Source organism: Rhodocyclaceae bacterium (genome assembly GCA_020248265.1).
Lineage (GTDB): Bacteria > Pseudomonadota > Gammaproteobacteria > Burkholderiales > CAIKXV01 > CAIKXV01.
In genome coordinates this window covers 127,877-153,226 of the sequence record JADCHX010000002.1, presented here as the reverse complement: position 1 = coordinate 153,226, position 25,350 = coordinate 127,877, and the positions used below count along the sequence as shown (strand labels likewise).

The 25,350-nt window shown below is 69.4% G+C and carries 24 protein-coding genes; 12 read left to right on the top strand and 12 right to left on the bottom strand.

Annotated features, from left to right (window positions below):
* Position 1: 1 nt before the first annotated feature.
* Positions 2-1,582 (bottom strand): methyl-accepting chemotaxis protein, encoded by a 1,581-nt coding sequence (locus tag ING98_01575; protein ID MCA3100538.1) that lies wholly within the window; start codon positions 1,580-1,582, stop codon positions 2-4.
* A 113-nt stretch (positions 1,583-1,695) separates the two neighbouring features.
* On the opposite strand from ING98_01575, the gene ING98_01570 reads away from it, so the two are divergent.
* Positions 1,696-2,442, top strand: coding sequence for a nucleotidyltransferase family protein (locus tag ING98_01570; protein ID MCA3100537.1), 747 nt, complete (start codon positions 1,696-1,698; stop codon positions 2,440-2,442).
* Between the two features lie 170 nt (positions 2,443-2,612).
* Here ING98_01570 and ING98_01565 read toward each other — a convergent pair whose 3' ends face one another.
* Positions 2,613-3,323, bottom strand: a complete 711-nt coding sequence (locus ING98_01565; GenBank protein MCA3100536.1) for a Crp/Fnr family transcriptional regulator — start codon at positions 3,321-3,323, stop codon at positions 2,613-2,615.
* A 290-nt stretch (positions 3,324-3,613) separates the two neighbouring features.
* Between ING98_01565 and ING98_01560 the strand changes: the two genes are divergently transcribed.
* Positions 3,614-4,090 (top strand): cytochrome c, encoded by a 477-nt coding sequence (locus ING98_01560; protein MCA3100535.1) that lies wholly within the window; start codon positions 3,614-3,616, stop codon positions 4,088-4,090.
* A 10-nt stretch (positions 4,091-4,100) separates the two neighbouring features.
* On the opposite strand, the gene ING98_01555 is transcribed toward ING98_01560, so the two are convergent.
* On the bottom strand, positions 4,101-4,820 hold the full coding sequence (locus ING98_01555) for a cytochrome b/b6 domain-containing protein (GenBank protein ID MCA3100534.1): 720 nt from the start codon (positions 4,818-4,820) through the stop codon (positions 4,101-4,103).
* Positions 4,821-5,017: 197 nt separating this feature from the next.
* Here ING98_01555 and ING98_01550 point away from each other — a divergent pair, with 197 nt between their 5' ends.
* The 4 genes from ING98_01550 to ING98_01535 all read left to right on the top strand — a co-directional run bounded on the left by ING98_01550 (position 5,018) and on the right by ING98_01535 (position 9,853).
* Complete coding sequence (locus ING98_01550) at positions 5,018-5,998, top strand: tripartite tricarboxylate transporter substrate binding protein (protein ID MCA3100533.1); 981 nt, start codon at positions 5,018-5,020, stop codon at positions 5,996-5,998.
* A 61-nt stretch (positions 5,999-6,059) separates the two neighbouring features.
* Positions 6,060-7,322: an MFS transporter gene (locus ING98_01545; protein MCA3100532.1), complete on the top strand. Its 1,263-nt coding sequence runs from the start codon at positions 6,060-6,062 to the stop codon at positions 7,320-7,322.
* Between the two features lie 31 nt (positions 7,323-7,353).
* Positions 7,354-8,757: a TAXI family TRAP transporter solute-binding subunit gene (locus tag ING98_01540; protein MCA3100531.1), complete on the top strand. Its 1,404-nt coding sequence runs from the start codon at positions 7,354-7,356 to the stop codon at positions 8,755-8,757.
* Position 8,758: 1 nt separating this feature from the next.
* The gene (locus tag ING98_01535; protein MCA3100530.1) at positions 8,759-9,853 is read left to right on the top strand and encodes a tripartite tricarboxylate transporter substrate binding protein; all 1,095 of its coding nucleotides are present in this window, start codon (positions 8,759-8,761) and stop codon (positions 9,851-9,853) included.
* Positions 9,854-9,908: 55 nt separating this feature from the next.
* Here the strand turns inward: ING98_01535 and ING98_01530 are convergent, their stop codons facing one another.
* The 8 genes from ING98_01530 to ING98_01495 are packed head-to-tail and all read right to left on the bottom strand — an operon-like array spanning position 9,909 to position 16,182.
* On the bottom strand, positions 9,909-10,913 hold the full coding sequence (locus ING98_01530; GenBank protein ID MCA3100529.1) for a tripartite tricarboxylate transporter substrate binding protein: 1,005 nt from the start codon (positions 10,911-10,913) through the stop codon (positions 9,909-9,911).
* On the bottom strand, positions 10,910-11,845 hold the full coding sequence (locus ING98_01525) for an FAD-dependent oxidoreductase (protein MCA3100528.1): 936 nt from the start codon (positions 11,843-11,845) through the stop codon (positions 10,910-10,912). Before ING98_01525 ends, ING98_01530 begins: the two co-directional genes overlap by 4 nt.
* On the bottom strand, positions 11,823-13,250 hold the full coding sequence (locus ING98_01520) for a hypothetical protein (GenBank protein ID MCA3100527.1): 1,428 nt from the start codon (positions 13,248-13,250) through the stop codon (positions 11,823-11,825). The genes ING98_01525 and ING98_01520 overlap by 23 nt, the downstream gene beginning before the upstream one ends.
* Positions 13,251-13,268: 18 nt before the next feature.
* A complete protein-coding gene (locus ING98_01515; GenBank protein ID MCA3100526.1) occupies positions 13,269-13,595 on the bottom strand; it encodes a hypothetical protein in 327 nt (108 codons plus the stop codon).
* Positions 13,596-13,625: 30 nt separating this feature from the next.
* Positions 13,626-13,829 carry a hypothetical protein gene (locus ING98_01510; GenBank protein ID MCA3100525.1) on the bottom strand — a complete coding sequence of 68 codons (204 nt, stop codon included), beginning with the start codon at positions 13,827-13,829 and terminating at the stop codon, positions 13,626-13,628.
* A 42-nt stretch (positions 13,830-13,871) separates the two neighbouring features.
* A complete protein-coding gene (locus ING98_01505; protein MCA3100524.1) occupies positions 13,872-14,141 on the bottom strand; it encodes a hypothetical protein in 270 nt (89 codons plus the stop codon).
* 22 nt (positions 14,142-14,163) lie between these two features.
* On the bottom strand, positions 14,164-15,177 hold the full coding sequence (locus ING98_01500) for a hypothetical protein (GenBank protein ID MCA3100523.1): 1,014 nt from the start codon (positions 15,175-15,177) through the stop codon (positions 14,164-14,166).
* A gap of 6 nt (positions 15,178-15,183) precedes the next feature.
* Positions 15,184-16,182, bottom strand: a complete 999-nt coding sequence (locus ING98_01495; GenBank protein ID MCA3100522.1) for a tripartite tricarboxylate transporter substrate binding protein — start codon at positions 16,180-16,182, stop codon at positions 15,184-15,186.
* A gap of 285 nt (positions 16,183-16,467) precedes the next feature.
* Here ING98_01495 and ING98_01490 point away from each other — a divergent pair, with 285 nt between their 5' ends.
* The gene (locus ING98_01490) at positions 16,468-17,472 is read left to right on the top strand and encodes a tripartite tricarboxylate transporter substrate binding protein (protein ID MCA3100521.1); all 1,005 of its coding nucleotides are present in this window, start codon (positions 16,468-16,470) and stop codon (positions 17,470-17,472) included.
* A 29-nt stretch (positions 17,473-17,501) separates the two neighbouring features.
* On the top strand, positions 17,502-18,863 hold the full coding sequence (locus ING98_01485; protein ID MCA3100520.1) for an MmgE/PrpD family protein: 1,362 nt from the start codon (positions 17,502-17,504) through the stop codon (positions 18,861-18,863).
* Positions 18,864-18,889: 26 nt separating this feature from the next.
* Here the strand turns inward: ING98_01485 and ING98_01480 are convergent, their stop codons facing one another.
* Complete coding sequence (locus ING98_01480; GenBank protein ID MCA3100519.1) at positions 18,890-19,858, bottom strand: tripartite tricarboxylate transporter substrate binding protein; 969 nt, start codon at positions 19,856-19,858, stop codon at positions 18,890-18,892.
* Positions 19,859-20,031: 173 nt separating this feature from the next.
* Between ING98_01480 and ING98_01475 the strand changes: the two genes are divergently transcribed.
* From ING98_01475 to ING98_01460, 4 genes are read left to right on the top strand one after another with little or no spacing between them, the layout of a single operon-like run.
* Positions 20,032-20,982, top strand: a complete 951-nt coding sequence (locus ING98_01475) for a LysR family transcriptional regulator (GenBank protein ID MCA3100518.1) — start codon at positions 20,032-20,034, stop codon at positions 20,980-20,982.
* Between the two features lie 39 nt (positions 20,983-21,021).
* Entirely contained in the window at positions 21,022-22,521 is a 1,500-nt protein-coding gene (tcuA, locus tag ING98_01470) for an FAD-dependent tricarballylate dehydrogenase TcuA (protein ID MCA3100517.1), read from the top strand.
* Positions 22,522-22,524: 3 nt separating this feature from the next.
* Positions 22,525-23,922 (top strand): MmgE/PrpD family protein, encoded by a 1,398-nt coding sequence (locus ING98_01465; protein ID MCA3100516.1) that lies wholly within the window; start codon positions 22,525-22,527, stop codon positions 23,920-23,922.
* Entirely contained in the window at positions 23,919-25,304 is a 1,386-nt protein-coding gene (locus ING98_01460; GenBank protein ID MCA3100515.1) for an MmgE/PrpD family protein, read from the top strand. The genes ING98_01465 and ING98_01460 overlap by 4 nt, the downstream gene beginning before the upstream one ends.
* The last annotated feature ends 46 nt before the right edge of the window (positions 25,305-25,350 follow it).

Genomic DNA, 25,350 nt, shown 5'->3' with positions numbered 1-25,350 from the left:
CTCAGACGCGAAACTGGCTGACCTGCGAATTCACTGCCGTGGCGAGCGTCTCCAGGTCACGGGCGGCGTCGGTTGCGACGACGATGGCCCGGTTCGAGTCCTCGGCCATGCGTGCGATGTTCTCGACATGGCGCGCGATGTCCTGACTGGCGGTACGCTGCTCGGCCGCCGCCCATGCAATATCGCCGACGAAGTTGCGGGTGGATCCCGCGCCGTCCTGGATCTGGGCGAGGGCCTGTTCAACCTCGGCCGACAGACCCACGCCTTCGTTCACCTGGGCCGTGCTTTGCTTCAGTTGCGCCACCGCGCTCGCGACTTCCGACTGGATCGTCCCGGTGAGTGCCGAAATCTCGGTTGTCGAGGCACCGGTGCGCTCGGCCAGCTTGCGCACCTCGTCTGCCACTACCGCGAACCCACGGCCCTGTTCACCGGCACGCGCGGCTTCGATCGCCGCGTTCAGCGCGAGCAGATTGGTCTGTTCGGAGATGTCGCGGATCACTTCGACGATGGTCGAGATCTCGGCAGAGCGTCTGGACAACGCCTCGATCAGCCCCGCCGACTCCTGGACCGATCCGGCGAGCCGGGTCATGGACTGGGCTGCCTTGCGCATGGTCTCCCGGCCGTTCTCCGACAGCGCGGTGGCCTGCTGCGCGATGCCCTGGGTCTGTTCGGCATGTTCCGCGACCTGACTGATGCTGACCGAGACCTCCTCGACGGAGGCGGCGGTAGAGGAGGCTGCCTCGCTCTGCGCGTGCGCCTGCCCGGCGATGTCGCGCGTCGCGCTGGCCACGCTGGTCGATGCCCCGGACAGTCGGGCGGCGTCAACCTTGATGCGGCCGACGGTCTGCTGCCACTGCGCCATCAGGGCGTTGAACGCTCCCATGGCCTGCCCAAGTTCATCGCTACCGGCGACCCGGGCACGAACGGTCAGGTCATTGTCGCGCTGAGCGGCCTTCAGCACATCGCGCAGCCCCTGAACGGGCAGCAGGATCGAGCGGCTGACGAGAAAGCTGCAGACCAACAGGAGCAATCCGCCGCCGAGGGTCACGCCGATGGTCACCCAGCGGGTTACCTCGTAGCGTGCGGTCGCGGCCTCGTACTCCTTCCGGCCTTCCTCGGCCTGCAGGTTCACGAGCGCGGTCAGCGCCTCTCGCACGCTGGTCCAGGGTGCCTCCACCTCGCCAGTGATGATCGGACGGGCGGTCGCCATGCTGCCTTTTCTCAGTTCCTCGGCGGCCGGCTTCAGGCCTTCCTCGATCAACCGCTTGAGCCTGGGCAGCGTGCGTTGCTGCAACTGGACTTCCGCTTCCGTGGCGCCAGTCGCGAGATACGCAGCCATCGCCGTTTCGGCTTCTGCGACGCGTGCCAGTATGCGCTGCGACCGGTCTGCGGCGGTTTCCCTCGTGTTTTCGACCAGCGCGAAGGCTGCGTCGGCGCGGGCCCGCGTCAGCATTTCGATGACCGTGGCGATGTTCTGCTGTGAGACCATCAGGTTTTCATTGGCGACCCGCAGAGACTCCTTGGTCCGGCTTTCGCCCTGCAATGCAACGACAGCCAAAACCACGATCACCAGCATCGGCAACAGTGCAAGGGCTCCCAGGCGCTGCGCGACGGTCAGACGGTTCAACATGCTCGAAACTCCGGTGGGGGACTGCGTGCGCTGGCGCACATTCGAATTGACGACCCGTTAACGGCATGTCGGACGAGCACTTTAGTCCGCAGTCGGGAAGCCGCCTCGGGACGGCCGATCCAGCCCTGGCCGGCTGCCCTCGGCTCGCTGCGGCGGGCGGCGCCGCCGGTCAGGCGACTGGCGGTGCAGCAAGCCTGCCTGGCACCCCGGGCCGCGGCTCGGGCAGTCCGCGCCGCGGCGTTGTGGTCGTACTGCTGGCGGCCGGATTCGGGCGGCGTTTCGGGGGCGACAAGCTTTCTGCACGCCTGCCCGACGGGCGTGCGGTGGGGGAGGCAAGCCTCGCCCTGGCCTGTGCCGCGTGGTCGGATGTCGTCTGCGTGGTGCGTCCGGGCACTGACATGGAGCAGGTCGCGCGCGCCGCGGGCGTGCCGGTGATCGAATGTCCCGAGGCGATCGACGGCATGGGCCACAGCCTTGCCGCGGGGGTGCGTGCCACACCGGAGGCGGCCGGCTGGGTAATCGCGCTGGGCGACATGCCTTTTCTGTCGCTGGCGACAGTCCGTGCGGTCGCGCAGGCGGTGGCGGCGGGACACGACATCGTGGCGCCGGTACATGAGGGCGAACGCGGCCATCCGGTCGGCTTCAGTGCCAGGCTCGGGGCTGAACTGGCGACGGTCTCCGGCGACGAAGGTGCCCGAACCGTCGTCAGTCGCTACCGGCACCGGCTGGTGCTGCTGCCGGTCGACGATGCGGGCATCCTGCGTGACATCGACCAGCCGTCAGACCTCACAGGCGCGGCCGGGTCCGACTGACAGCTGCCAGGGCCATGGATCGGAGCGGGCCACTCGGATCGCTCGGTCCGGACCGGCTCGGCCGACGCCAGCCACGTTCAGGTCAGTGCCGAAGGTCCATTGCAAGCATGGTGGTGCTGGCCGCCATCGACGGCCAGGACAGGCTGCGTGCCGCTCGGAAGCTCTCGGACCTACCTGGCAGGAATGACGACCCGGTGATGGTCGCGCCGCAGGACGCCGTCGCGGTGCAGTTCGCTCAGCGCGGTGGTCACCGTCTGCCGCCGCGCACCGATCATGTTCGCCAGTTCCTGGTGGGTCAGGCGCAGGTCAAGTGCCCATTCGCCGTTGCGGGCTTCGCCCTTGCCCGCGGCCAGGCGCCGCAGCAGGCGCACGATCCGGTTCGGAACATCCTCGGATACGACGTCGGTCAGCGCATCGGCTACCGATTCCATGCGCCAACGCAGCGATTCGATCACGGCCATCGCGATCGCAGGGCGCTCGGCCATCAGCGCACGGAAATCGCCCTCGTCGATCACGAATGCCTCGCCGGCCTCGACCACCTGTGCCGACGCGACGCGTACGGTCGCTTTCGACAGTCCGCTGAACCCGACCAGTTCGCCCGGCCCGCAGAGCGTGATGATGACCTCGTTGCCGGCAGCGGTCTGGCGTTGCAGCTTGATCATGCCGGTACGCAGAATGAAGACCGACGAACGCGGCTCACCGCGGGTGAACAGCAACTGGCGCCGGGCGAGCGTCCGGCGGCTGCAACGTTCGATCATCGCCGTCCGGTCCTCGATCGAAAGCAGGTCGAGGAAGGTCGCCGGGGTACGCAGGGCCGGATGGCCGTGCGCTGCGGTTTCCTGCCCGTCGGGGCTGGAGCGGTCTTCCAGGGTGTCGGTCATGATTGTGGCCATTCAGGCTGGGGTGAAAACACATGGAAAGCTTCGTACCGGAGGAGAACGGATCCAGTCTTCGCTTTGAAAAGTCGAGTTCCAGGAAATCGCAGCTTGTGAGAGCAAATCCGAAGTCTGTGACATCAGTCTGTCAAAATGGTTCCCTTCATGCGGCATAATGCGTTGCGTATTTCCGCGGGACGCGTCCGGCCGGTCAGGGTGGACGCTATCGCGAAGCGACTTCCGGCAGCCCTGGTGGCGTGCTCGGACATTCATCGATGGGTCTCGAAGGAGGATGCATGGCTCAGGACGCTCGGTTCGCGGAAGGCATGCTTGCGGGGCTCGTTATTGCCGCAGGGCTGGCACTGTCGTTCGGCGCTGGCGTCGCATCGGCGCAGACGCCGCAGCAGGCTATCCAGTTCCGCAAGGGTTCCATGCAGGTGCAGCAATGGCAGCTGCGCACGCTCGTCCAGATGATCAAGGGTCAGCGGCCTTTCGACGCCGCGGCCTATCTGAAGGCGGTAACCACGCTCGACATGTTGGCGGGGAGCGTCAGCGAGGGCTTCATCCCGGGAAGCGAAACCGGCGAGACCCGTGCGTTGCCCGAGGTGTTCAAGGATCCAGCGGCATTTCGAGCGGCGGTCGAGCGCTTCCAGGTCGAAATGAAGAAGGCGGTGGCAGTGGCGCGCAGTGGCGACGAGAAGGCCATGCGGGCCGAAGTGGCGGAAATCATCAAGGCCTGCGACGGCTGCCACGAGCGGTTCCGCAGCCGGTAGCCCTCGCCAGCTAGCGCACGAGCAGCCATACGCCGATTGCAGCGCCGACGGCGATCAGCAGGGCGACGGCGGGGTGAGTGAAGCGCAGCGCCGACGGCGATTGATCGTCCCGGAGTCGCTTGCGCCCGGTGAACATGGCCCGGACGAGGTTCTGTCGCAACACGATCACGTAAAAGAGCACCGCCGCGACGTGCACACCGGCGAGCACCAGCAGTACCTCGAAGTTCCACTCGTGCAGGGCCGTCAGCCAGTCGCTGGTCTCCTTGCTCACCCAGGCCGCCAGCGGCCCTTCGGTGACGATGTCGTCGTTCGCGAACAGGCCTGTGGCCGCCTGCAACAGCAGGCAGATCAGCATCAGCACGATCATCCATCCGCCGAGCGGGGTATGGCCTGGGTAATGCGGCGGGGCGCCCCGGGCGAGTCCGATGGCGTAGCGGACCACCTCGCCCGGTGCGTAGAGGAAATGGCTGAAGCGTGCGCTGGTCGACCCGACCAGGCCCCAGACGATGCGAAACAGCACCAATGCCAGCACGGCACTGCCCGACCACATGTGCCAGGTCATCTCGTCGAGTCCGCCGGTCTCCCCGGTGTACCAGGACAAGGCCAGCAGCGCGACCAGCAGCCAGTGGAACGAACGCACCGCGATGTCCCAGACCAGTACCTGCCGGACGGGCGGTTGGGCTGGCGACCCTGGCGCCGGTTCCGCGGCGGGCGGCAGCGATGACTTCATCGGGTTTCTCCGGGAGAATAGGGGAAGTCTGCCGCGAGCCGCCGCGCCGTGGCAAGTCCGGCATCGCGGGCAGGCAGGGTGATGCCGCCCTGCATGGCGGTCGAGTGTTTCCGATAATGACAGCGTCGGCGGGTCCTGCGGGGCCGGAGCCGGTGGCGGGCCGGCAGGGTCGGCTCCGCCCAACGGAGGAGGATCGGATGTACCCATCGAACCTTTCATCGGTGCTGGCCGTGGCGCTGCTCGCAGCGACGACGCTGCCGGCCGCATCCGCACTGGCGCAGGCCTGGCCGTCGAAACCCGTGCGCATGATCGTGCCGTTCCCGCCGGGCGGCTCGACCGACATCTTCGGCCGGCTGGCCGCCGAGGCGCTGAGTCGCCAGCTCGGCGTACAGGTGGTGGTCGACAATCGGGGCGGCGCCGGCGGCAACATCGGTGCCGCGCTGGCGGCCCGCGCGCCGGCGGACGGCTATACGATTTCGATGTTCACCGTCGCCCAGAGCATTGCGCCCTCGGTGATGAAGCTCGACTTCGATCCCGTGAAGGATTTCACGCCGATCACCCTGATCGCGCGCCTGCCGAGCATCCTGCTGGTGCATCCGTCGCTGCCGGTGCGTAACGTGAAGGAACTGCTGGCCCTGATGAAGAAGCGGCCCGGCGCGCTCAACTATGCGTCGACCGGTCCGGGGACTTCACCGCACATGTTGATGGAGATGTTCCTGCTCATGTCCGGTACCCAGGCGACGCACATTGCCTACAAGGGCGCCAGCCCGGCGATGGTCGATCAGCTGGGCGGCATGGTCGAGATGGGCTTCACGACCGGCATCGGCCCCTCCCTGGAGGCCGCGCGAAACGGCAAATTGCGCGCGATCGCGGTGTCCACTGCCGAACGCTATGCCGCGCTGCCCAACGTGCCCTCGGTGGCCGAGAGCGGAGTGCCGGGATTCGACGGCAGCTCCTGGCAGGGGCTGGTTGCGCCAGCCGGGGTGCCGAAGGATGTCCTGACCCGGCTCAATGGCGAGATGGTGAAGTGGATCCAGTCGCCCGAGGGGCGCGAGCGGATCGCACAGCAGGGCGGCAACCCGGGCGGCAATTCGCCGGAGGCATTCGGGCAGTTCATCCAGGAAGAAATCGCGCGCTGGGCCAAGGTGGCCAGGGCGGCAAACGTGCGCACCAATTGACTGGGGTGTCCGGCGTGGCGTCCAGCCCCGCGCCCGAGGATACGTCGCGCGCCGGGGCGCGGTGACAGTGAAGTTCGCGTCGGTCGCCTTCCGCGCGTTACGCCATCGCAACTACGCGTTCTTTTTCGCCGGCCAGGGTCTGTCGATGGTCGGCTACTGGGTACAGCAGGTGGCTGCCGGCTGGCTGATGTACGAGCTCACGCAGTCTGCATTCGCGCTGGGGCTGCTTGCGTTCTTCTCCAACCTGCCTGTGCTGCTGTTGTCGCCGCTGGCCGGCTGGTGGTCCGACCATGCGGACCGCCGCCGGCTGATGCTCGCCTCGCAGGTGCTGGAGGGCATCCAGGCCCTGGTGCTGGTCGTGCTGACCGTCACCGGGCTGATCCAGCCCTGGCACCTGATGGTGCTCGGGTCCATCCTCGGCGCACTGGTGGCACTGGAACTCGCGGTGCGGCAGACCTTCCTGCTCGACCTGATCGACGTACGCGAGGATCTGCCCAGCGCCATTTCCCTGACTGCAACCATGGGGCAGGCCGGGCGGCTGATCGGCCCGGCGATCGCGGGTGCGTTGCTGGTCGCGGTCGGGCCGGCGTGGTGTTTCGCGGTCAATGCGCTGAGCTATGTCGCGGTCGTCGGCAGCATACTGGCCATCCGTACCCGGCCGCAGCCGCCGTCGGCGACGCGCGGTTCGTTCATGGCCGGGCTGAGCGAAGGCTTCGCTTACGCCTGGAACTCGTATCCGATCCGCAACCTGCTGATCTCGCTGGCGCTGGTCAGCGTTCTGGTGACCCCCTACCAGAACCTGATGCCGGCGTTCGTCGCCCAGGTCTATGCCGGCGATCCCCGGATGCTGGGCATCCTGCTGGCGCTCGCGGGCGGCGGGGCGCTTGCCGGCAGCCTCTACCTGGCCGCGCGCCCCAATGCGGCCGGTCTGCTGAACGTGCTCAACGCGGCGATGGCCGCGGCCGGGCTCGGGCTGCTGGCGTTTGCGTTCAGCGACCGCTGGTGGCAATCCGCCCCGCTGGTCGTGCTGGTCGGGCTCGGCGTGCTGGCGACCACTCTTCCAGTGCAGTTGATCATGCAGACCCTGGTCGATGACGACAAGCGCGGCCGGGTGATGAGTCTCTCGACCATGCTCTTCATGGGCGTGGGTCCGATCGGCAACCTGCTCGCGGGCAGCGTCGCCGAGGCGATCGGTCCGCGCCTGGCGCTGGCGCTTAACGGGGCGGTGTGCGCCGGTGCCGCGGTCTGGCTGTTCACGGTGCGTGCCCGGATGCGGGCCGAGATGCGTCCGACCGTGGAACGCCTCGGTATCCGCTCGCCGTGAATGCCGGGCGGCCTTTGGTAGAGTAGGGGCCATGGCCCTTCCCAAACCCGCACTCCTGACAGGCTGGCGCCGCCTGTCCATCCGTTCGCTGTCGCCGCGCGACCTGCTGGCCGTAGGCCTGCCCGCGCTGCTGCTGATCGCCGCTGCCTTCTGGTTCGCGTCGCGTTTCATCCAGCCGGCACCGCCGGGGTCGCTGGTGATGGCCACCGGCAGCATCGAGGGGGCCTACCACCATTATGCACAGCGCTACCGCGAGATCCTTGCGCGCAAGGGCTTCGACCTGCAGTTGCGCCCGTCCGAAGGGTCGGTCGAAAACCTGGCCCTGCTCGATGCGGCAACCGAGCGCGTGGACGTCGCCTTCGTGCAGGGTGGCCTGGGCAACCCCTCGAAGTCGCCCTCGCTGGTGGCGCTCGGCGGGCTCTACCACGAGCCACTGTGGGTGTTCCACCGGCTGCCCGCCGACATCAGCCGGTTGTCCGACCTGCGCGGGCGCCATGTGGCCATCGGCCCCGAAGGCAGCGGTACGCGGGCCCTGGCGCTGCAACTGCTGCGTGCGAACGGACTGGGTCCTGGACAGGTACGACTGTCGTCGCTGACCGGAGCGGCCGCCAGCGAGGCGCTGCGTACCGGGCGTGTCGACGCATTGATGCTGATCGCTGCGCCGGAGGCGGGCTATATCGCGGCCCTGCTGCGTGATCCGGACCTGCGCCTGATGCGTTTTGCGCAGGCCGATGCCTACACCAAGAAATTCCTGTTCCTGTCGAAGGTGGTTCTGCCGCACGGCGCGACCGATCTGGCGCGCGACCTGCCGCGCCAGGACGTAGTCCTGGTTGCGCCGACTGCGCAGCTGGTGGCTCGCGACGACCTGCACCCGACGCTGCAGACGCTGCTGCTGCAGGCCGCAGCCGAGGTGCACGGCGGTGCCGGGCTGTTCCAGGCCGCCCGCGAGTTCCCGTCCGGGCGCCAGCAGGACTTCCCGCTCAGCAAGGAAGCGGAGCGCTTCCACCGCGGTGGCCTGCCGTTCCTGCAGCGCATCCTGCCGCTCTGGCTGGCGATCCTGATCGAGCGGCTGTGGGTGATGGTGCTGCCAGTGGTGGCCGTCGCCCTGCCGCTGTCGCGCATCATCCCGCCGCTCTACAACTGGCGCATCCGCCGCCGCATCCTGGGGCTCTATGGGGAGCTGCGCCTGATCGAGTACGACATCCGTACGGACTTCGATCCGTCGAAGGCCCTCGATTACGAGCGCAAGATCGATGCGCTCGAGCTGGCCGCCTACACACGGCCGATACCGCTCGGCTTCAGCGACCAGGTCTACCTGCTGCGCCAGCACATCAGCCTCGTGCGCGAGACCCTGCGCCAGATGCACGCGGGCGCGCAGGGGGCGGCGGTAGCGCTGCCCGCGGCCGTGCAGCCCGATGGCAGCGAGGGCCGCTGAGATGGCTGCGCTGTTCGCGGCGGGCGCGTGCAGGGCGAGGGCGTACATCGCGCGCATCCGTGGTGGCAACGCCCGCGGGTGTTCGGGCGAGCGAGCGGCCGGGTGCGCCTTGCGGCTTCGATGGCTGTGGCACACGGTTTCGCGGTCGGCGTTGTCCTGTGCGCTGGCGCTGGCTGCCGTGTCACCGGCGGCCGCCCAGGGCTGGCCTGCGAAGCCCGTGCGCATCGTCGCCGCATCCTCGCCCGGCAGCGGCGTCGACCTGGTGGCGCGCGTGATCGCGCAGAAGCTGGCGGAGCAGCTGGGCCAGGCCTTCGTGGTCGACAACCGCGCGGGGGCGGGCGGCAACCTGGGTGCCGAGGTGGCGGCGCGTTCCGCGCCCGACGGTTACACCCTGTTCATGGGCACGCCCGCCCATGCGATCAACGCCGCGCTCTACCGCAAGCTGGGCTACGACCTGCTGCGCGACTTCGTCCCGGTGTCGCTGGCGACCACCGGCCACTATGTTCTGGTGGTCAACCCGTCTGTGCCGGCACGGTCGGTGCGCGAGTTGCTGGCCCTGGCGAAGGCCAGGCCCGGCAGGCTGACCTATGCCTCGGCCGGTGCTGGCAATGCCACGCACCTCGCCGGCGAACTGCTGCGTTCGATGACCGGCGTCGATCTCCTGCATGTGCCGTACAAGGGCAGCGGGCCGGCGCTGTCGGACGTGATCGCGGGCCATGCCGATCTCATGTTCGCGAACCTCACCGCAGCCATGCCATACATCAAGTCTGCCCGCCTGCGCGCCCTCGGGGTGAGCGGCGGTGCGCGCGCCGAGAGCGCGCGCGAGTTGCCGACCATCGCCGAGGCCGGCGTGCCGGGCTACAACGTCAGTGCGTGGTACGGCGTACTGGTGCCGGCCGGCACCGCGGCGGAGGTGGTCGGCAGGCTGAACAGCGAGCTCGCGCGGGCGCTGCGCGCCCCGGACACCCGGGCACGGCTTGCGGCCGACGGGGCCGATCCCGCGCCGGGAACACCGGCCGAGTTCGGGCGGCTGATCCAGGCGGAGATCGCGACCTGGGCTAAGGTGATCGCCCAGGCGGGCATCAGGCCCGAGTGAATCCGGCCGCACGCTGCGCCGGCGCCGGTTTGCCCGGTCGGCGCAGAGGGCGTGTTCAGTCGGTGGCGCGGATGCGTGCTTCGCGGATGATGCGCTCGAACTTGGCCGTTTCGGCCTTGAGGAAGGCGGAGAACTGTTCCGGGTTGCTGGCTACCACCTCTGCGCCTTCACCCGCGAGCCGGGTACGCACCTCCTGCGTGTTCAGGATGCGCGCGATCTCGCCCTGCAGCCGGGCCAGGATGTCGCGGGGCACACCCGCCGGGGCCAGCGCGCCGTACCAGTTCGTGAACTGGTAGCCGTCGATGCCGCCCTCGGCAATGGTCGGCACGTCGGGCAGGGCGCCGAAGCGCTTCGGCGTGGTCACGCCGAGCGCGCGCAGCCGGTTCGAGCGGATCAGCGGCATCGCCTGCAGCAGGTTCATGAAATAGATCGGTACCTGGCCGGCCAGCACGTCGGCACCGGCCGGACCGGCGCCCTTGTACGGGATGTGCACGATCTGCACCCTCGCCAGAAGCTTGAAGTACTCGGTGGCCAGGTGCGGCGGCGAACCGCTGCCGGCGGTCGCATAGTCGAGGCGACCCGGCTGCTTCTGCGCCAGCGTCACCAGCTCCTTCACCGATCGTGCCGGCAGCGACGGATGCACGACGAGCACCAGCGGCGAGGCGGCCAGCTGCGACACCGGTGCGAAGTCCCGGTCGTTCGAATAGGGCAGGGCCGGGTAGAGCGCCGGGTTCGCCGCGAAGCCGCTGGGGACCACCAGCAGCGTATGTCCGTCCGGCGTGGCACGCGCGACCAGCGCCGCGCCGATGGTGCCGTTCGCGCCGCCGCGGTTGTCGACAAGCACCGGCTGTCCGAATGACTCGGTCATGCGCGCGGCGATCAGCCGGGCGAGGATGTCGGTGCCGCCACCGGGCGGGAAGGGCACCACGATACGCACCGGCATCGTCGGGAAGGCCTGCGCGGTGGCCGGGGGCGGGAGGATGGACAGCGCCAGTGCAGTGGCGAGGATCGTTGCCGGCGCGAGGGCCGGACAGGCCTGGTGACTCTGCGTCGGCCTCATCGCTGCAGCTCCTGCGCAAGCGCGGCGATCGCACCGGCTGCATCCCCTGCGGCACCGACCAGGTCGCCGCTGCCGCCACTGCGCGCGGCACCGACCGCATGCAGCCCGGGCAGCGAACTGCGTCCGTCGCGGTCGGTCGCGACATGGCCGCGTTCATCGCGCATGACCGTGTCCGGCAGCCAGCCCGTGGCCGGCAGCAGCCCGACGAAAGGGAACAGGCCGCTGCAGGGCAGTTCGGTGCGGGTTCCGTCGTCGATCTGCTCGAGCTGCACCGCTTCCAGCGCATCGACGCCGACCAGCCCGCGCACCACGGTGTTCCAGGCGAAACGCAGGTTGGGCTGGCCGCTGGCGCGCTCGATGCGCGCATGCCGCGCGCGCAGTTGGCCGCGCACCGCCACCGTCACCGAACGCACCAGCGGCGCCAGGACCAGGGCCTGTTGCAGCGCCGAGTCGCCGCCGCCGACCACGACCACGTCGTGGTCTCGAAAGAACGTGCCGTCGCACCAGGCGCATTGCGACCAGCCCCGGCCATGGAAGCGTTCCTCTCCGGGCAGGCCGAGCGGTGCGAGCCGCGCGCCACTGGCACACAGCACGCTGCGCGCACGCAACCGTCGGCCGGGCAACTGCAGCTCGAAGCGGGCGTCGCCGGCGCCGAGCGCGAGCAGTGCATCGACGCGGCTCTCGATGATCGAAACGTCCTCCAGCCGTGCCTGCGCGGCAAGGCGCGCGGCCAGGCCGGCGCCCGATTCAGGCGCGGCCGACGGCCAGTCCTCGAGCACGTTCACCGTGGCGACGAGGCCGCCCGGCAGTGCCGCCTCGACCAGGACCGTGGACAGGCCGCGTGCGCTCGCCTGCAGTGCACCGACCAGGCCGGCGATGCCGCCGCCGACAATGGCGACGTCCCAGATATCACGCCTGCGCCTGACCGGCATCCTCGTCCTCCCTCTTCATCTCGTCGAGCAGTCCGGCCCAGCCTGGCGGCAGCCGTACCAGTTTCGTGGTCGGATAGCCGAGCACGCCATTGTGTGCGAACACATAGACGCTGTTGCGTGCCGGATCGCCGGTGACCAGCAGCATGAAGTCGTCCGGGTCCCAGACCAGCGGCACGAGCCGCTGCGGGTCGTCCGACGCGTGGTAGACCTGCGGGATCCGGCGCAGCCGTGCTTCCTCGGCGAGGCTCCAGACCGGCTTGTTGGTCCAGTCGCGCAGGATGCGTTCGAACTCGCCGGCGGTGACCCTGGCATGGTCGTACAGGTACTGGCGTACGTCTGTCTTCGACCAGCCGCCAGCTGCCAGCGTCTCGGCGATGATCGGTCCGAGCAGGATCAGCGGGCGCAGCGTGCCCTTGCCCTGGCCGACCGAGAACATCAGCTGCCAGGTGTGCTGCTTGACCACCGCGTCCGCGACATAGGGCATGAGCTCTTCGGGCGTGCTGCCCGACACCGAGGAGATGTGGTTGCCGCCGGTGTAGCGCGCGATCGTCACCGTGTCCTCGCCGGCATGGAAGCCCATGTCGACGCTCATCGGCTGCCAGCCGATGCGCTCGACGAAGGCCTCGTTCTCGGGCACCACCACGCGCCAGGTATTGCCAAAAGTGGCCTTGTCGTTGCCGCCGGGCAGGAAGCCCGCCACGTTGCGCAGGTAGAGGCGCCAGAAGCGGCCGACCGAGGTGTTCGGCTGGATGCCGTCTCGCATCACGCCCTGTTCGCAGTTGAAGCCGAGCTGCCGGGCGATCGGCCCGTTGAGCATGATCAGGGTCTCGCCGCCGGGTGTGTTGCCGCTGTGCTCGACGCCGTAGTACGGATCGGCCATCGCCTCCACCAGCGCCAGCAGCAGCGGCATGTACTGCGGCCGGCAGCCGGCCATCACGCCGTTGACCGCGACGCTCCAGACGGTCGCCGCACGGCTGTCGGGCAGCAGCACGCCGAGCACCTCGTCCGGATCGCGATCGCAGCAGCGCAGGAAGGCGTCGATGCGCGCGCGCGTGGGCGGCACCGCCGGCAACCCGTCCGACCAGCCGCGCGCGATGAACGCGCGGTTGACCGCATCGAAGCTGCCGGTGAACACGATGTCGCGCGCGCCCGGCTCATCCTCGGCCTGCACCCGGGCGGGCGCGCGCAGCAGGTTGTCGATCACCTGGTCGAGCGTGGTGCCGAGGATGTTCTCGCGCAGCTGAGCGTCGTTCTGCACGCCGGGATGGCCGGGCACGCCAGCAACCGGCAGGTTCGGCATGCCGAGCCCGATCGAGGTGCTGGCCGCGGCAGACAGGAAGCCTTCGCATACCAGCGTCGAGGACGCACGACCGGCCGCCTCGACCACCGCACTCGCCCGCAACACGGCGGGCGTGCAGCTGCCTCAACAGCCCATGCCGCTGATCGCGGCATCGACCCCCAGTTCCTCAAGCCGGCCGGGCAGGGCGGACAGCACTGCATGCTCCTCGCTGCCATGGGTGTTGCCGAACTCGCGCCAGCTGGCGAAGCGCGCGCCGGGATACCGGCCGCGGATGCCTTCCTCCAGCAGCCTGAAGATCTCGTCGCCGCGGAACATGTAGTCCCAGACGAAGGCGATGGTCTTGCCGTCGAGCGTGTCGAGCCGCGGCGAAAGCGGGCGTACGCCAGCCTGGCGCGGGCTGCGCGGCCAGTACACCGATTGCCGGCCGTCCTGGTCATCGGGTGTGTTCAAGCAGTCCTCCCGTGCATCTGTCCTTTGGGTTCACCGGCAATGCTGCAACCGCTGCAGTACGGCCTCGAGCACCTCGGCGGCCAGCGGCTCGAATGCCGCCTCGTCGAGGAACTCCGGGTTGCCGTCGATCACCACCGCCACCGTCTCCGGCACGCGGCGCGCGCGCATCATCACCTTCGCCAGCGCGACGAACTGGCTGGTCGCAACGACCACGGCAGGCAGCCCGCGGCGCACCAGTTCGACCGTATCGTGGACACTCCACGATGTGCATGAGCCTCAGTTGGCGAGGCCGACGATCGCGGCGTCGTTGCCGCGTGCCACTTCGTCCAGCAGGTCACCTGCCGCGGCATGGTTGCGCGGCACTTCGTAGAAGTTCACCGAGGCGGCGCCGGCCGCGCGCAGTGCCGGGTCGATCAGACTGCCCAGCCGGCGCATGCTGCCCCAGCCGTTGTTCAGCCAGGCCACGCGAGCGCCGGCGAGCGCCTGCAGCCGCGGCGGGTGCATCAGGCCGCTCGGGTCCGGGTTGCGCGGGTCATGGATCAGCATGGGTCCTCCTCGGGTGGTCGGTTCAGATCGCGACGGTGACGGTATCGCTGCTCGAGAAGCTGGGCAGGTAGGTGAGGTGGTAGGCCTCGGGGCCCCCGGCCACGACGATCGCGATGTCCTCGGGCCTTGCGCACAGCGCCACGCTGCCGCTGCGGTCCTCCAGCGCGTCGTAGGCGGACGGGGACAACTGCGGCTCGGTGTTCATCTGCGCGAGCGGGATGTGCGTCATCCGCCACAGCGCCTCGCGGATGCGCGGCTTGTCCCAGCCCTGCTCGTGAAAGATGCGCGCATGGCCCGGCGACAGCACCACCACCGGGTTGCCGGTGCTGCGCCGGTAGCCGTTGTTGCCATAGCAGCGCATGCCGTCGGCCAGCATGTGCAGGATGCTCTCGGCCTGCAGGAAGCAGGCATAGACGCTCTGCGTACCCTGGGCAGCGAAAACGGTGACGGTGTCGTGTCCGGGTTCATGCCCGAGGTCGGTGCTCATCGGTAGCCACGGACTCTGCTCTTCCAGTTCGCCGAAGCAGAACGCATAGCGCCCGGGGAAGCCGTGCGTGGCCTTGCTCACTTCGCCCGGGGTACAGCCGCCGAGGTTGAGCAGCGCGAGCCTGATCGCGCGCCCGATCGTGGCGTTGGCACGGAAGCCGTTGCCCAGGCATCCCCGGCCGCAGGCCAGGCCGATGCGCATGCGCACGGGCCCGTTGACCACCAGCACCGGGGTGACCGGGTTGGTGGTGGTCTGCACCGCCAGCAGGTTGTAGCGCGGCGTGGCCAGGGCCCGGATCGCCGCCACCACTACCGGGAAGTACTCCGGCCGGCAGCCCGCCATCACGGCGCTGACGGCCAGCTTGCCGACGGTCGCGACACTGCCCTCCGGCGGCACGCTGGCCACCGGTTCATCCGCAGGCAAGCCAGCGGCGGCCACCATCGCGTCGACATAGGCTGGCAGCGGCGGGATCACCGGCAGGCCGTCGGTCAGGCCGAGCGCCTCGATGCGGTCGAAGAAAGCGAGCGGGTCGTCGGGCAGGTCGAGCATCTGCGGTCAGTCCAGCCGTATCTTCGACGCGCGCACCACGGTCGACCACTTGTCGACTTCGCGCCTCAGGAAGGCATCGAACTCGCCGGACGTGCTGGCGATCGGATCCACGCCCTGCTGCGCGAACCGGTCACGCACTTCCGGTACGCGCACCGCCTTGAAGGTGGCCTGCTCCAGCACCGTGATCGCCGCGGTCGGCGTGGCTGCCGGTGCGACCAGTCCGTACCAGAGGCTCGCCTCGTAGCCGGGGACGCCCGACTCTGCGACCGTCGGCAGGTCTGGCCAGGAGTCGGTGCGCTTCGCGCTGGCGATCGCGATCGCGACCAGCTTGCCGGCTTTGACCTGGGAGGCGACTGCAAGCGGGCTGGTGAACATCAGCTGCACCTGTCCGCCGACAAGGTCTACGACCGCAGGGCCTGCGCCCTTGTAGGGCACGTGCACCAGCGACACACGGCTGATCGACCGGAACAGCTCCATCGCCAGGTGCCCACCCGAACCATTGCCGGAGGAGGCGTAGTTGATCTGTCCCGGACGAGCCTTTGCCTGGGCGATCACCTCGGCGACGCTGCGCCCGGGGAACGACGGCGTGGCCACCAGCACCTGCGGCGAGGCCGCGACCAGCGACACCGCGCGGAAGTCGCGCAGCGTGTCGTAGGGCAGCTTCGCATGCAGCGCCGGGTTGATCGAGTGGGTGATCGACGGCAGCAGCAGCGTGTAGCCGTCGGCGGCCGCGCGCGCGACCAGCTCGGTGCCGATGATCTGGCCACCGCCGGGCCGGTTGTCGACCAGCACCGGCTGGCCGAGCACTTCGGACAGGCGCTGCCCAAGGATGCGGCCGACGATGTCCACCGCGCCGCCCGGCGGGAAGGTGACCACCATGCGCAGCGGGCGTGCGGGGAACGCGTCGGCCGTCCGTGCCTGTACCTGTGCCTGTGCGCTCGTGCAGGCGAGCAGCGCCACCGGCAGCAGTGCTGCAGCCCCCGGCATCTTCCGGAAACGCGTCATGCCTTCTCCTCCAGCCGGACGCCGGCTGTAGCGCAGCCCGTCGATCTGCGGGCGTGTCGCGCGATGGATCGGCCCGTACCACCAGCCGTGAACAAAACAGATGTTACGCGAGATGCCAGTCTTGCGTGGATGCGAGGCGGTACCTGCGAGCGCCGCTGCTACAATCGATAGAGACGCATCGCAGACGTGGAAGGCAGTCACGCTGCCGCCGGTGCATGGTGCGGGCGAGCCGGTGCGGCCGATCAGCGATCGCGCGCGTGATGCGGGCGCAGGCAGGAGGAGAACGTGGTTTCGATTCGAACCGGCGCGCAGCGGCGCGCCATACGCCGCGCGGCGCTCGCCGCCCTCGCGACCATGTCGTGCGCGATGGTCGCCGGCCCGGCCCTGGCGCAGGCCTATCCGTCCAAGCCGATCCGGCTGGTGATCCCTTTCGCCCCGGGCGGCGGCACCGACATCACCGGGCGCGCGATCGCACAGCGCCTGGCCGAGGCCTGGGGCCAGCCGGTGGTGGTCGACAACCGTCCGGGCGCGAACGGCACGACCGCGGTCGATGCCGTGGTGAAGGCACCGGCCGACGGCTACACGCTGACCATGATCACATCGAGCCACTCGGTCAACTCGACGCTGTACCCGAAGCTGGGCTACGACCTGCTGCGCGATCTGGCACCGATCACGCAGGCGACCAGCCAGCCGTATGCGCTGATCATCCATCCGTCGGTGCCGGCCCAGTCGCTGAAGGAACTGATCGCGCTGGCGCGGGCGAAGCCGGAAGGGATCAACTACGGCTCGTCGGGCAACGGCGGGTTCAGCCACCTCGCCGGGGCCATGTTCGCGTCGCAGGCAGGCGTGCGCCTCACGCATGTGCCGTACCGCGGCGGCTCGCCGGCGATGGCCGACGTGATCGGCGGCCAGATACAGATGCTGTTCTCGACGATCCTGCAGTCGAGCCCGCACATCAAGGCAGGCAAGCTGCGCGCCCTCGCGGTGAGCACGCGCACGCGTTCGCGCGCATTGCCCGAGGTGCCGACGATGGTCGAGTCCGGCCTGCCGAACTACGTCGTCGCCGGCTGGTACGGCATGCTGGCACCGGCGAAGACCCCGCGCCCGGTCATCGACCGGCTGAACCGCGAGATCGTGCGCATTCTGCACCTGCCCGAGGTCGTCGAACGGCTCGCTGCGGACGGGTCCGAACCAGTGGGCAACACGCCGGAGGAGTTCGGCGCGCACATCCGCACCGAGATCGCACGCTGGCGCAAGGTGATCCAGGACGCGGGCATCCGCGGCGAATGACGGCACGGGCCGGCACAGGGGGCACATCGATGCAGATCGCAACGGTACTGGGACAGCGCACTGCGGCACTGCGCTTCGACGACCTGCCGCCGGAGGCGCTACACTGGGCGAAGGTGGGGCTGCTCGACACCATCGGCGTGACCCTGGCGGGCGCCGCAGAGCCGGCGCCGCAGCGTGCGGCGATGGCGCTGGCCGCCGGCGCCGGGCCGGCGCTGGTGTTCGGTGGCCGCAGCCGCGTCGGCATCCTCGACGCCGCGCTGATCAACGGCGTCAGTTCGCATGTGCTCGATTTCGACGACTGCAACAACACCATCGGTGGGCATCCCTCGGTGCCGATCCTGCCCGGGCTGATCGCGCTCGGCGAGGCCGAGCATGCCAGCGGGCGCGACCTGCTGGCTGCCTACGTGGCCGGCTTCGAGGTCGAGACGCGCATCGCGCGCGCCGTGCACTTCCACCACTACGAGAAGGGCTGGCACCCGACGGCGACACTCGGCGTGTTCGGCGCGGCGGCCGCCGCCTCGCGCCTGCTCGGCCTGGACGGCGAGCGCACCGCGACGGCGATCGCCACCGCCGCCTCGCTGTCCTCGGGCCTGAAGGCGAACTTCGGCACCATGGTGAAGTCGCTGCATGTCGGCCACTGCGCGCGCAACGGGCTGTACGCGGCACTGCTCGCGCGCCATGGCTTCACCGCGAACGAGGGAGCGTTCGAGCATCCGCAGGGTTTCCTGGCGGTGTTCAACGGGGCAGGGCACCACGATGCGGCGAAGGCGCTCAACGGCTGGGGAGATCCGTTCGACATCGTCGCGCCCGGCATCGCGATCAAGCAGTACCCGTGCTGCGGCAGCACCCACCCGGCGCTCGATGCGATGCTGGCGCTGGTGCGCCGGCACGACGTGCGGCCGGAACAGGTCGTGCGCATCCAGGCGTGGATCCATTCGCGCCGGCTGCAGCACACCAACCGTCCGGCCCCGGCCAGTGCGCTCGACTGCAAGTTCAGCCTGCAGTACTGCCTGGTGCGCGCACTGCTCGACCGGCAGGTCGTGCTGCAGCAGTTCGAGGACGACTGCTGGCTCGATCCACGCATCCCCGGCCTGCTCGCGAAGGTCGAGGTCGCGCCCTACGATGCGAGCCAGTTCGACCCGTCGAACCATTTCGGCGGCGAAGTGAAGGTGACCCTGGACGACGGCCGCATCCTGCAGGACAGGGTCGAGCAGCCGCTGGGGCGCACCTCGTCCAATCCGCTGCCGCCCGACCTGCTGCGCGGCAAGTTCGTCGCCTGTGCCGGCCATGTGCTGGAGCAGGCGCGCGCCGTCGAGGTGGCCGCTGCCATCGAGCGTTTCGAGGCGGTGGCCGACGTGGCTGCGTTCACCCGGATGCTCGAGCCGGGCTAGGGAACGCGCTCGCCGGGAGCCTCCGGTCAGTCGGCGTCGATCTTCATCTTCGACACGACGGCGGCCCAGCGCTTCTGGTCCGACACCATCAGCGCACGGAACGCCTCCGGCGTGCTGCCGATCGGTTCAGTGCCTTCGCTCGACATGCGGTCGCGCAGTTCAGGCGCGCGCACGATCGACACCACCGCTTCGTTGATGCGCGCGACTACCGTGCGCGGCGTGCCGGCCGGTGCCAGCAGGCCGTTCCAGCCGGTGGTGCCGAAGCCGGCGATGCCCGCTTCGGCGATGGTCGGCACGTCCGGCAGCGAGGCGATGCGGCGGCTGTCGGTGACCGCCAGCAGGCGAAGCCGGCCCGACTTGATGTGCGGCATCGCGGGCAGCGGGTTGACCACCATCACCTGCACCTGTCCGGACACGGTGTCGCCCAGTGCCGGGCCGGTGCCCTTGTACGGCACGTGCGTCATCTCGATGCCCGCCAGCGACTTGAACAGTTCGCCGGACAGGTGGCCGACCGATCCGGTGCCGGCCGAGGTGTAGTTCAGCTTGCGTGCCTTCGCCAGCGCCACGAGTTCCTTCACGGTCTGGGCCGGCACGCCGGCATTGACCACCAGCAGGTAGGACTGTGCACCGGTCTGGACGATCGGCACGAAGCTTGCGATCGGATCGTAGAGCTGGCGCCGGTAGACCATCGGTGCGGTGATGTGCTCGGTCGAGATGATCACCAGCGTATGGCCGTCGGGCGCGGCACCGGCGACGAGCTGCGCACCGAGCTGGCCGCTCGCACCCGGCCGGTTGTCGACCAGCACGCCCTGGCCCCAGCGCTCGGACAGCCGGGGTGCGATCAGCCGGGCCAGGATGTCCAGCCCGCCGCCGGGCGCATACGGCACGACCAGACGAATCGGTCGGGCCGGCCAGGCCGCGTCCCCGGCCTGCTGCGCAGCGGCCGACGGCGCCAGCACGAGGCCCTGCAGGAGCAGCGGGAGAGCCAGGACCATCGGTAACTCGGAACGGCAGGGCAGCGGCGGGGATGCGGTTCTGTTCATCGAGGACGTGCCTTCCGGCACCGGGTCAGGAGGAGGAAGCCCGAGCTTATCCCCACGCGGCCGTCAGGCGGAAGGGTTGCGTCTTCCGGGGTAGAATGCAACAAAGACATGGCATTGATGCGCAGATGAATATCGACCTGGAGGGGATGCGCGCGTTCGTCGAGCTCGCGAACCGCGGCAGTTTCGGCGAGGCGGCCAGTGCGCTCGCCTGGTCGCAGCCGACGCTGTCGCGCCGTTTCCAGCGCTTCGAAGCGTCGCTCGGCGTCCGGCTGGTCGACCGCACGACGCGGCGGGTCGCACTGACCGCTGTCGGACGCAGTTTCCTGCCGCACGCCCAGCGGCTGCTGCGCGATTTCGAGGGCGCCTTCTCGGAGCTTCGCGGCAGTTCCGGCGGTGTGTCCGGGCATGTCACGCTCGCCTGCATCCAGACCGCCGCCTACCGCTTCCTGCCGTCGGTGCTGGCGGCGTTCCAGCAGCAGCATCCCGACACGCGCGTGCGCGTGCTCGATCGCAGTGCCGATGCCGTCGCGCAGGCGGTGATCGAGGGCCAGGCGGAGTTCGGCGTCGGCTTCCTCGGGGCGCGCCGTCCCGAACTCGACTTCGACCCGCTGTTCGACGACCCGTTCGTGCTGGTGTGCCACCGCCGCCATCCGCTGGCGAAGCTCCAGCAGGTGCCGTGGAGCGCGCTCGACGGGCATCGTGCGATCCGGGTCGGCACCGGCGCGGCGAGCAGCCTGCTGCTCGACCTGGCGCTGGCGGAGACACCGGTGCGCATCGACTGGTTCTACGAAGTCGATGCCACGTTCTCCACCGCGATCGGCTTCGTCGAGGCGCAACTCGGCATCGCGCTGCTGCCGAGGCTGGCGATCGACGACGGACGCCATCCGCTGCTGGTCACGCGCCCGCTGGTCTCGCCGCGGGTCAGCCGTCCGCTCGGCATCGTTCGCCGGCACGGCATCACCCTGTCGCCGGCGGCCGGCAGGCTGCTTGCCGAGCTCGGCGTCCACGCGAAGCTGCGGCGTGGCCGCAAACCTGCGCCCGCGAAGGGCAGGGCCGCGGCCGGCGCCGCGAAATGACATGAAACAGACCTAAGACAACCAGTGAAGGAGAGCATCGTGGGTTCGACGCAATACGACGTGGTCGTGATCGGCAAGGGCAATGCGGCGCTGTGCGCTGCGCTCTCGGCCAAGGACCAGGGTGCCAGCGTGATCGTGCTCGAGGCAGCGTCCGAGGACGAGTCCGGCGGCAACAGCCGGTTCGCCGGTGGCGTGATGCGCTTCGCCTACGAAACGGTGGACGACCTGAAGCGGGTCACCGACCTCACCGACGAGGAAGTCGCCAACAGCGACTTCGGCACGAACACGAAGGAAGAGTACTTCGACGACCTGTTCCGGCTGACACAGTTCCGCACCGATCCCGAGTTGTCGGAGACGCTGGTCACGCAGAGCCTGGACGTGATGGCCTGGCTGCGCGGCAAGGGAGCGCGCTTCGTGCCGAACTTCGGCCGTCAGTCGGGCATGGTGAACGGCAAGCGCAAGTTCTTCGGACGCCTGCCGATCGAAGTGTCCGGTGGTGGCGCTGGTCTGGTGCGCTATCTCGATGCCGCGGTCGCCAAGGCCGGCATCGAGGTCCTGTACGAGACGCGCGCGCTGTCGCTGATCTACGACGGCGTGAAGGTGTCCGGCGTGCGTGCTCGGCGCAACGGCGAGGTGGTCGAATTCGGCGCGAAGTCGGTGGTGCTCGGCTGCGGCGGCTTCGAGGCGAACCCCGAGTGGCGCACGAAGTACCTCGGGCCGGGCTGGGAACTGGCCAAGGTGCGCGGCTCGCGTTTCAACGTCGGCGACGGCCTGAAGATGGCGCTGGACATCGGCGCCGCCCCCTACGGCAACTGGTCGGGCTGCCATGCGACCGGCTGGGACCGCTACGCGCCCGAGTTCGGCGACGTCAACGTCGGCGACCAGTTCCAGAAGCACAGCTACATCTTCGGCCTGCTGATCAACTCCGATGGCAAGCGCTTCGTCGACGAGGGCTGGGACTTCCATTCGTTCACCTATGCCAAGTACGGCGGCGAGGTGCTGAAGCAGCAGGGACAGTTCGCCTGGCAGGTGTTCGACTCGAAGGTGAAGCACCTGCTGCGTTCCGAGTACCGGATCAAGTTCGTGACCAAGGTCTCCTCCGACACGCTGGAGGGCCTGGCCGCTCAGCTCGAGGGCGTCGACGGCGAACAGTTCCTGAAGACCGTGCATGCCTACAACGCGGCGGTGAACAAGGACGTCAAGTTCGACCACACGGTCAAGGACGGCAAGGGCACGACCGGCATCGAACCGGCGAAGTCGAACTGGGCGCAGGCGCTCGACGCGCCGCCCTACGAGGCCTACTCCACCACCTGCGGCATCACCTTCACCTTCGGCGGCGTGCGCATCCGCCACGAAACCGGGCAGGTGGTCGACTCGCACCTGCAGCCGATCCCCGGGCTGTATGCCTGCGGCGAGATGGTCGGCGGGCTGTTCTACTTCAACTACCCGAGTGGCACCGGCCTGGTGTCTGGCGCGGTGTTCGGCCGAATCGCCGGCCGTGGTGCCGGCCTTGCCGCCACCGGCAAGGCAGGAGCCTGATCGATGTCACATGAAGCGGGCGGCGACAACCGCTATACCCGGGGCATCGCGGAGTTCGTCTCCGGGTTGCGTTACGAGGACGTGCCGCCCGAGGTGCTGGCGCGGATCAAGCTGCTGATGCTCGATTCGCTCGGCTGCGCGCTGTACGGCGCCGACCTCGAGTGGAGCCGCATCCTGCAGCGCACGCTTTCGGCGGTCGACGCCACCCGCACCTGCCCGGTCTGGGGCACCGACCAGCGCCTGTCGGCGCCGCATGCGGCGCTGGTCAACGGCACGCAGGTGCAGGGCTTCGAACTGGACGACGTGCACCGTGCCGGCGTCCTGCATGTCGGGGCCGTCGTGCTGCCGGCCCTGATCGCCGTCGCCCAGATGCGCCCGGGCATGACCGGGCGAGAGTTCCTGGCGGCGGCGGTGGCCGGCTACGAGATCGGGCCGCGCGTCGGCCTGTGCATGGGGCCAGAGCACATCGCACAGGGCTGGCATTCCGGCGCCACGCTCGGCGTGTTCTCTGCCGCGGCAGGCGCCGCGCGGGGCCTTGGCCTCGATGCCGATCGCACCGTGCATGCGCTGGGCATCGCCGGTACCCAGGCCGCCGGCCTGATGGCGGCGCAGTACGGGGCGATGGTCAAGCGGGTGCATGCCGGTCGTTCGTCGCAGAGCGGGCTGTACGGCGCGCTGTTCGCGCGCGAGGGGCTGACCGGCATCGTCAACGTGCTCGAAAGCGAGTACGGCGGCTACTGCACGACCTTCTCGCGCTCGACCGACCGCTTCAAGCTGTCGGAGCTCACCGCCGGGTTCGGTTCGACCTGGCAGACCATGGGCGTCGCGCTGAAGTTCTATTCCTGCGTCGGCAGCAACCACACGACACTGGATGCGATCCGCGACATGCAGGTCGAGCGACCGTTCGGCGCGGAGGATGTCGACCGCATCCTGGTCCACGGTTCGCAGGTCACCATGGACCATGTCGGCTGGAAGTACGTGCCGCAGGGACTGACCTCGGCCCAGCTCAACCTGCCGTACTGCGTGGCGACCTGGCTGCTGGAGGGCGACTGCTTCGTCGACCAGTTCACCGACGACAAGGTGGCAGACGCGGAGCGTATGCGCATCGCGCAGAAGGTCGCCGTGCAGCATGACGACGTGATCACCGCCAAGGGCGCCAAGTACCGGCACGAGGTCAGGGTCGAACTCTGGCTGAAGGACGGCACGCGATTCGAACGCCGGGTCGAGTCGGCACGCGGCAGCGAGTACCGCTTCGCCTCGGATGCCGACGTGGTCGAGAAGTTCGGCAAGCTGGCGTCCAAGGCGCTGCCGCCACGCAAGGTCGAGGCCCTGCGCGATGCGATCCTCGGGCTCGACACGCTGGCCGACGCCTCCACCCTCGGCGAACTGCTCGTCCGTTGAGCTTCGAGCCGGTGGCAGGCGGGCAGACTGCGGCGCGCGTGCTGGCCGGCTACGCGGCCGGCCTGGGCGCCGATGCACTGCCGTCTGCCGTGGTCGCGCGCGCGCGCCAGTGCATCGTGGACACCGTCGGCGCCAGCCTGTTCGGCGCCGGGCTGCCATGGGGCCGGATCGCGGCCGGGTTTGCGCGCCAGCAGGGTGGTGCGGGCGGGGCGCCTTGCCGGGTCATCGGCACGGACGTGCGTGCGAGCAGCGCCCATGCGGCGCTGGCCAATGGCGTACTCGCGCACGCGTTCGAGCTGGACAGCCTGCGCAAGCCGGGCGCCGGGGTGCATCCCGGTGCGACGCTGTGGCCGGCTGCCCTCGCCATCGGCGAGGAACTCGGAGCCGATGGGCGCAGCCTGCTGGTGGCCTTCGTCGCCGGCTGCGAGGTGATGTTCCGGATCGGGGTCGCGTCGCGCCATTCCAGCGAGACGCTCGGCTTCCACGCTCCCGGGCTGACCGGCCCGTACGGCGCGGCGGTGGTCGCCTGCCACCTGCTGGGCCTGGATGCCGACCGGACCTGCAACGCCCTGGGCATTGCCGGGTCACTCGGCGGTGGGCTGCTGGCGTTCGCGAAGGCCGGCAACGGGGCGATGGTCAAGCGCCTGCACATGGGCCGTGCGGCCGAGGCTGGCGTGCTCGCCGCGCGCCTGGCGGCCGAGGGCTACGAAGGGCCCGACACCGTGCTCGAGGGGCGCTTCGGCTTCCTCGAGGCCTACTGCCGCGACGGCGATGCCTCCCGCCTGGTGCGCGGGCTGGGTAGCGAACACGAGACGCTCACCATCTGCTTCAAGCGCTACGGCTGCCATGTGACCGCCCATACGCCGGTGCAGTCGCTGCTCGAGCTGCGCGCCGAGGCCGGTTTCGACGGCGATGCCGTCGCCGCGCTGGCGATCGAGGCCGGGCCCAAGGTGCTGTCGCACCACGCGAATGCCGCGCCGGTCGACCTGGCCGGCGCGCAGTACAGCGTGCCGTTCTGCGCGGCGCTCGCGCTCTACGACGACCCTACCGACCCTTCCGTGTTCTCGATGGCGCGTGTCGATGATCCACGCATCCGCGCGGCCGCGCTGCGCATCGTGCTAGAGCCGTTCGCCGACGAGATGCCCGGGCGGTCGGCCTGGGCCAGCCGGGTGCGCGTGGTGCTGAAGGATGGGCAGCGCTTCGAGCGCTACGCGGACGACTTCCGCGGTACCCCGGCCTCGCCGCTGTCCGACGACGAGATGGCCGGCAAGTTCCTGCGCATGGCTGGCGGCTTCCCCTCGGCCGGTCGCCTCCTGGAGCAGTTGATGGCGCTCGAGTCGCTGGACGACTGCCGCCGGCTGGAACTTGCTGCCAGGGGCTGACCCGGCTTGCACGGCGGGAAGGACCGGCTGGTCGGATGGGGCGGGA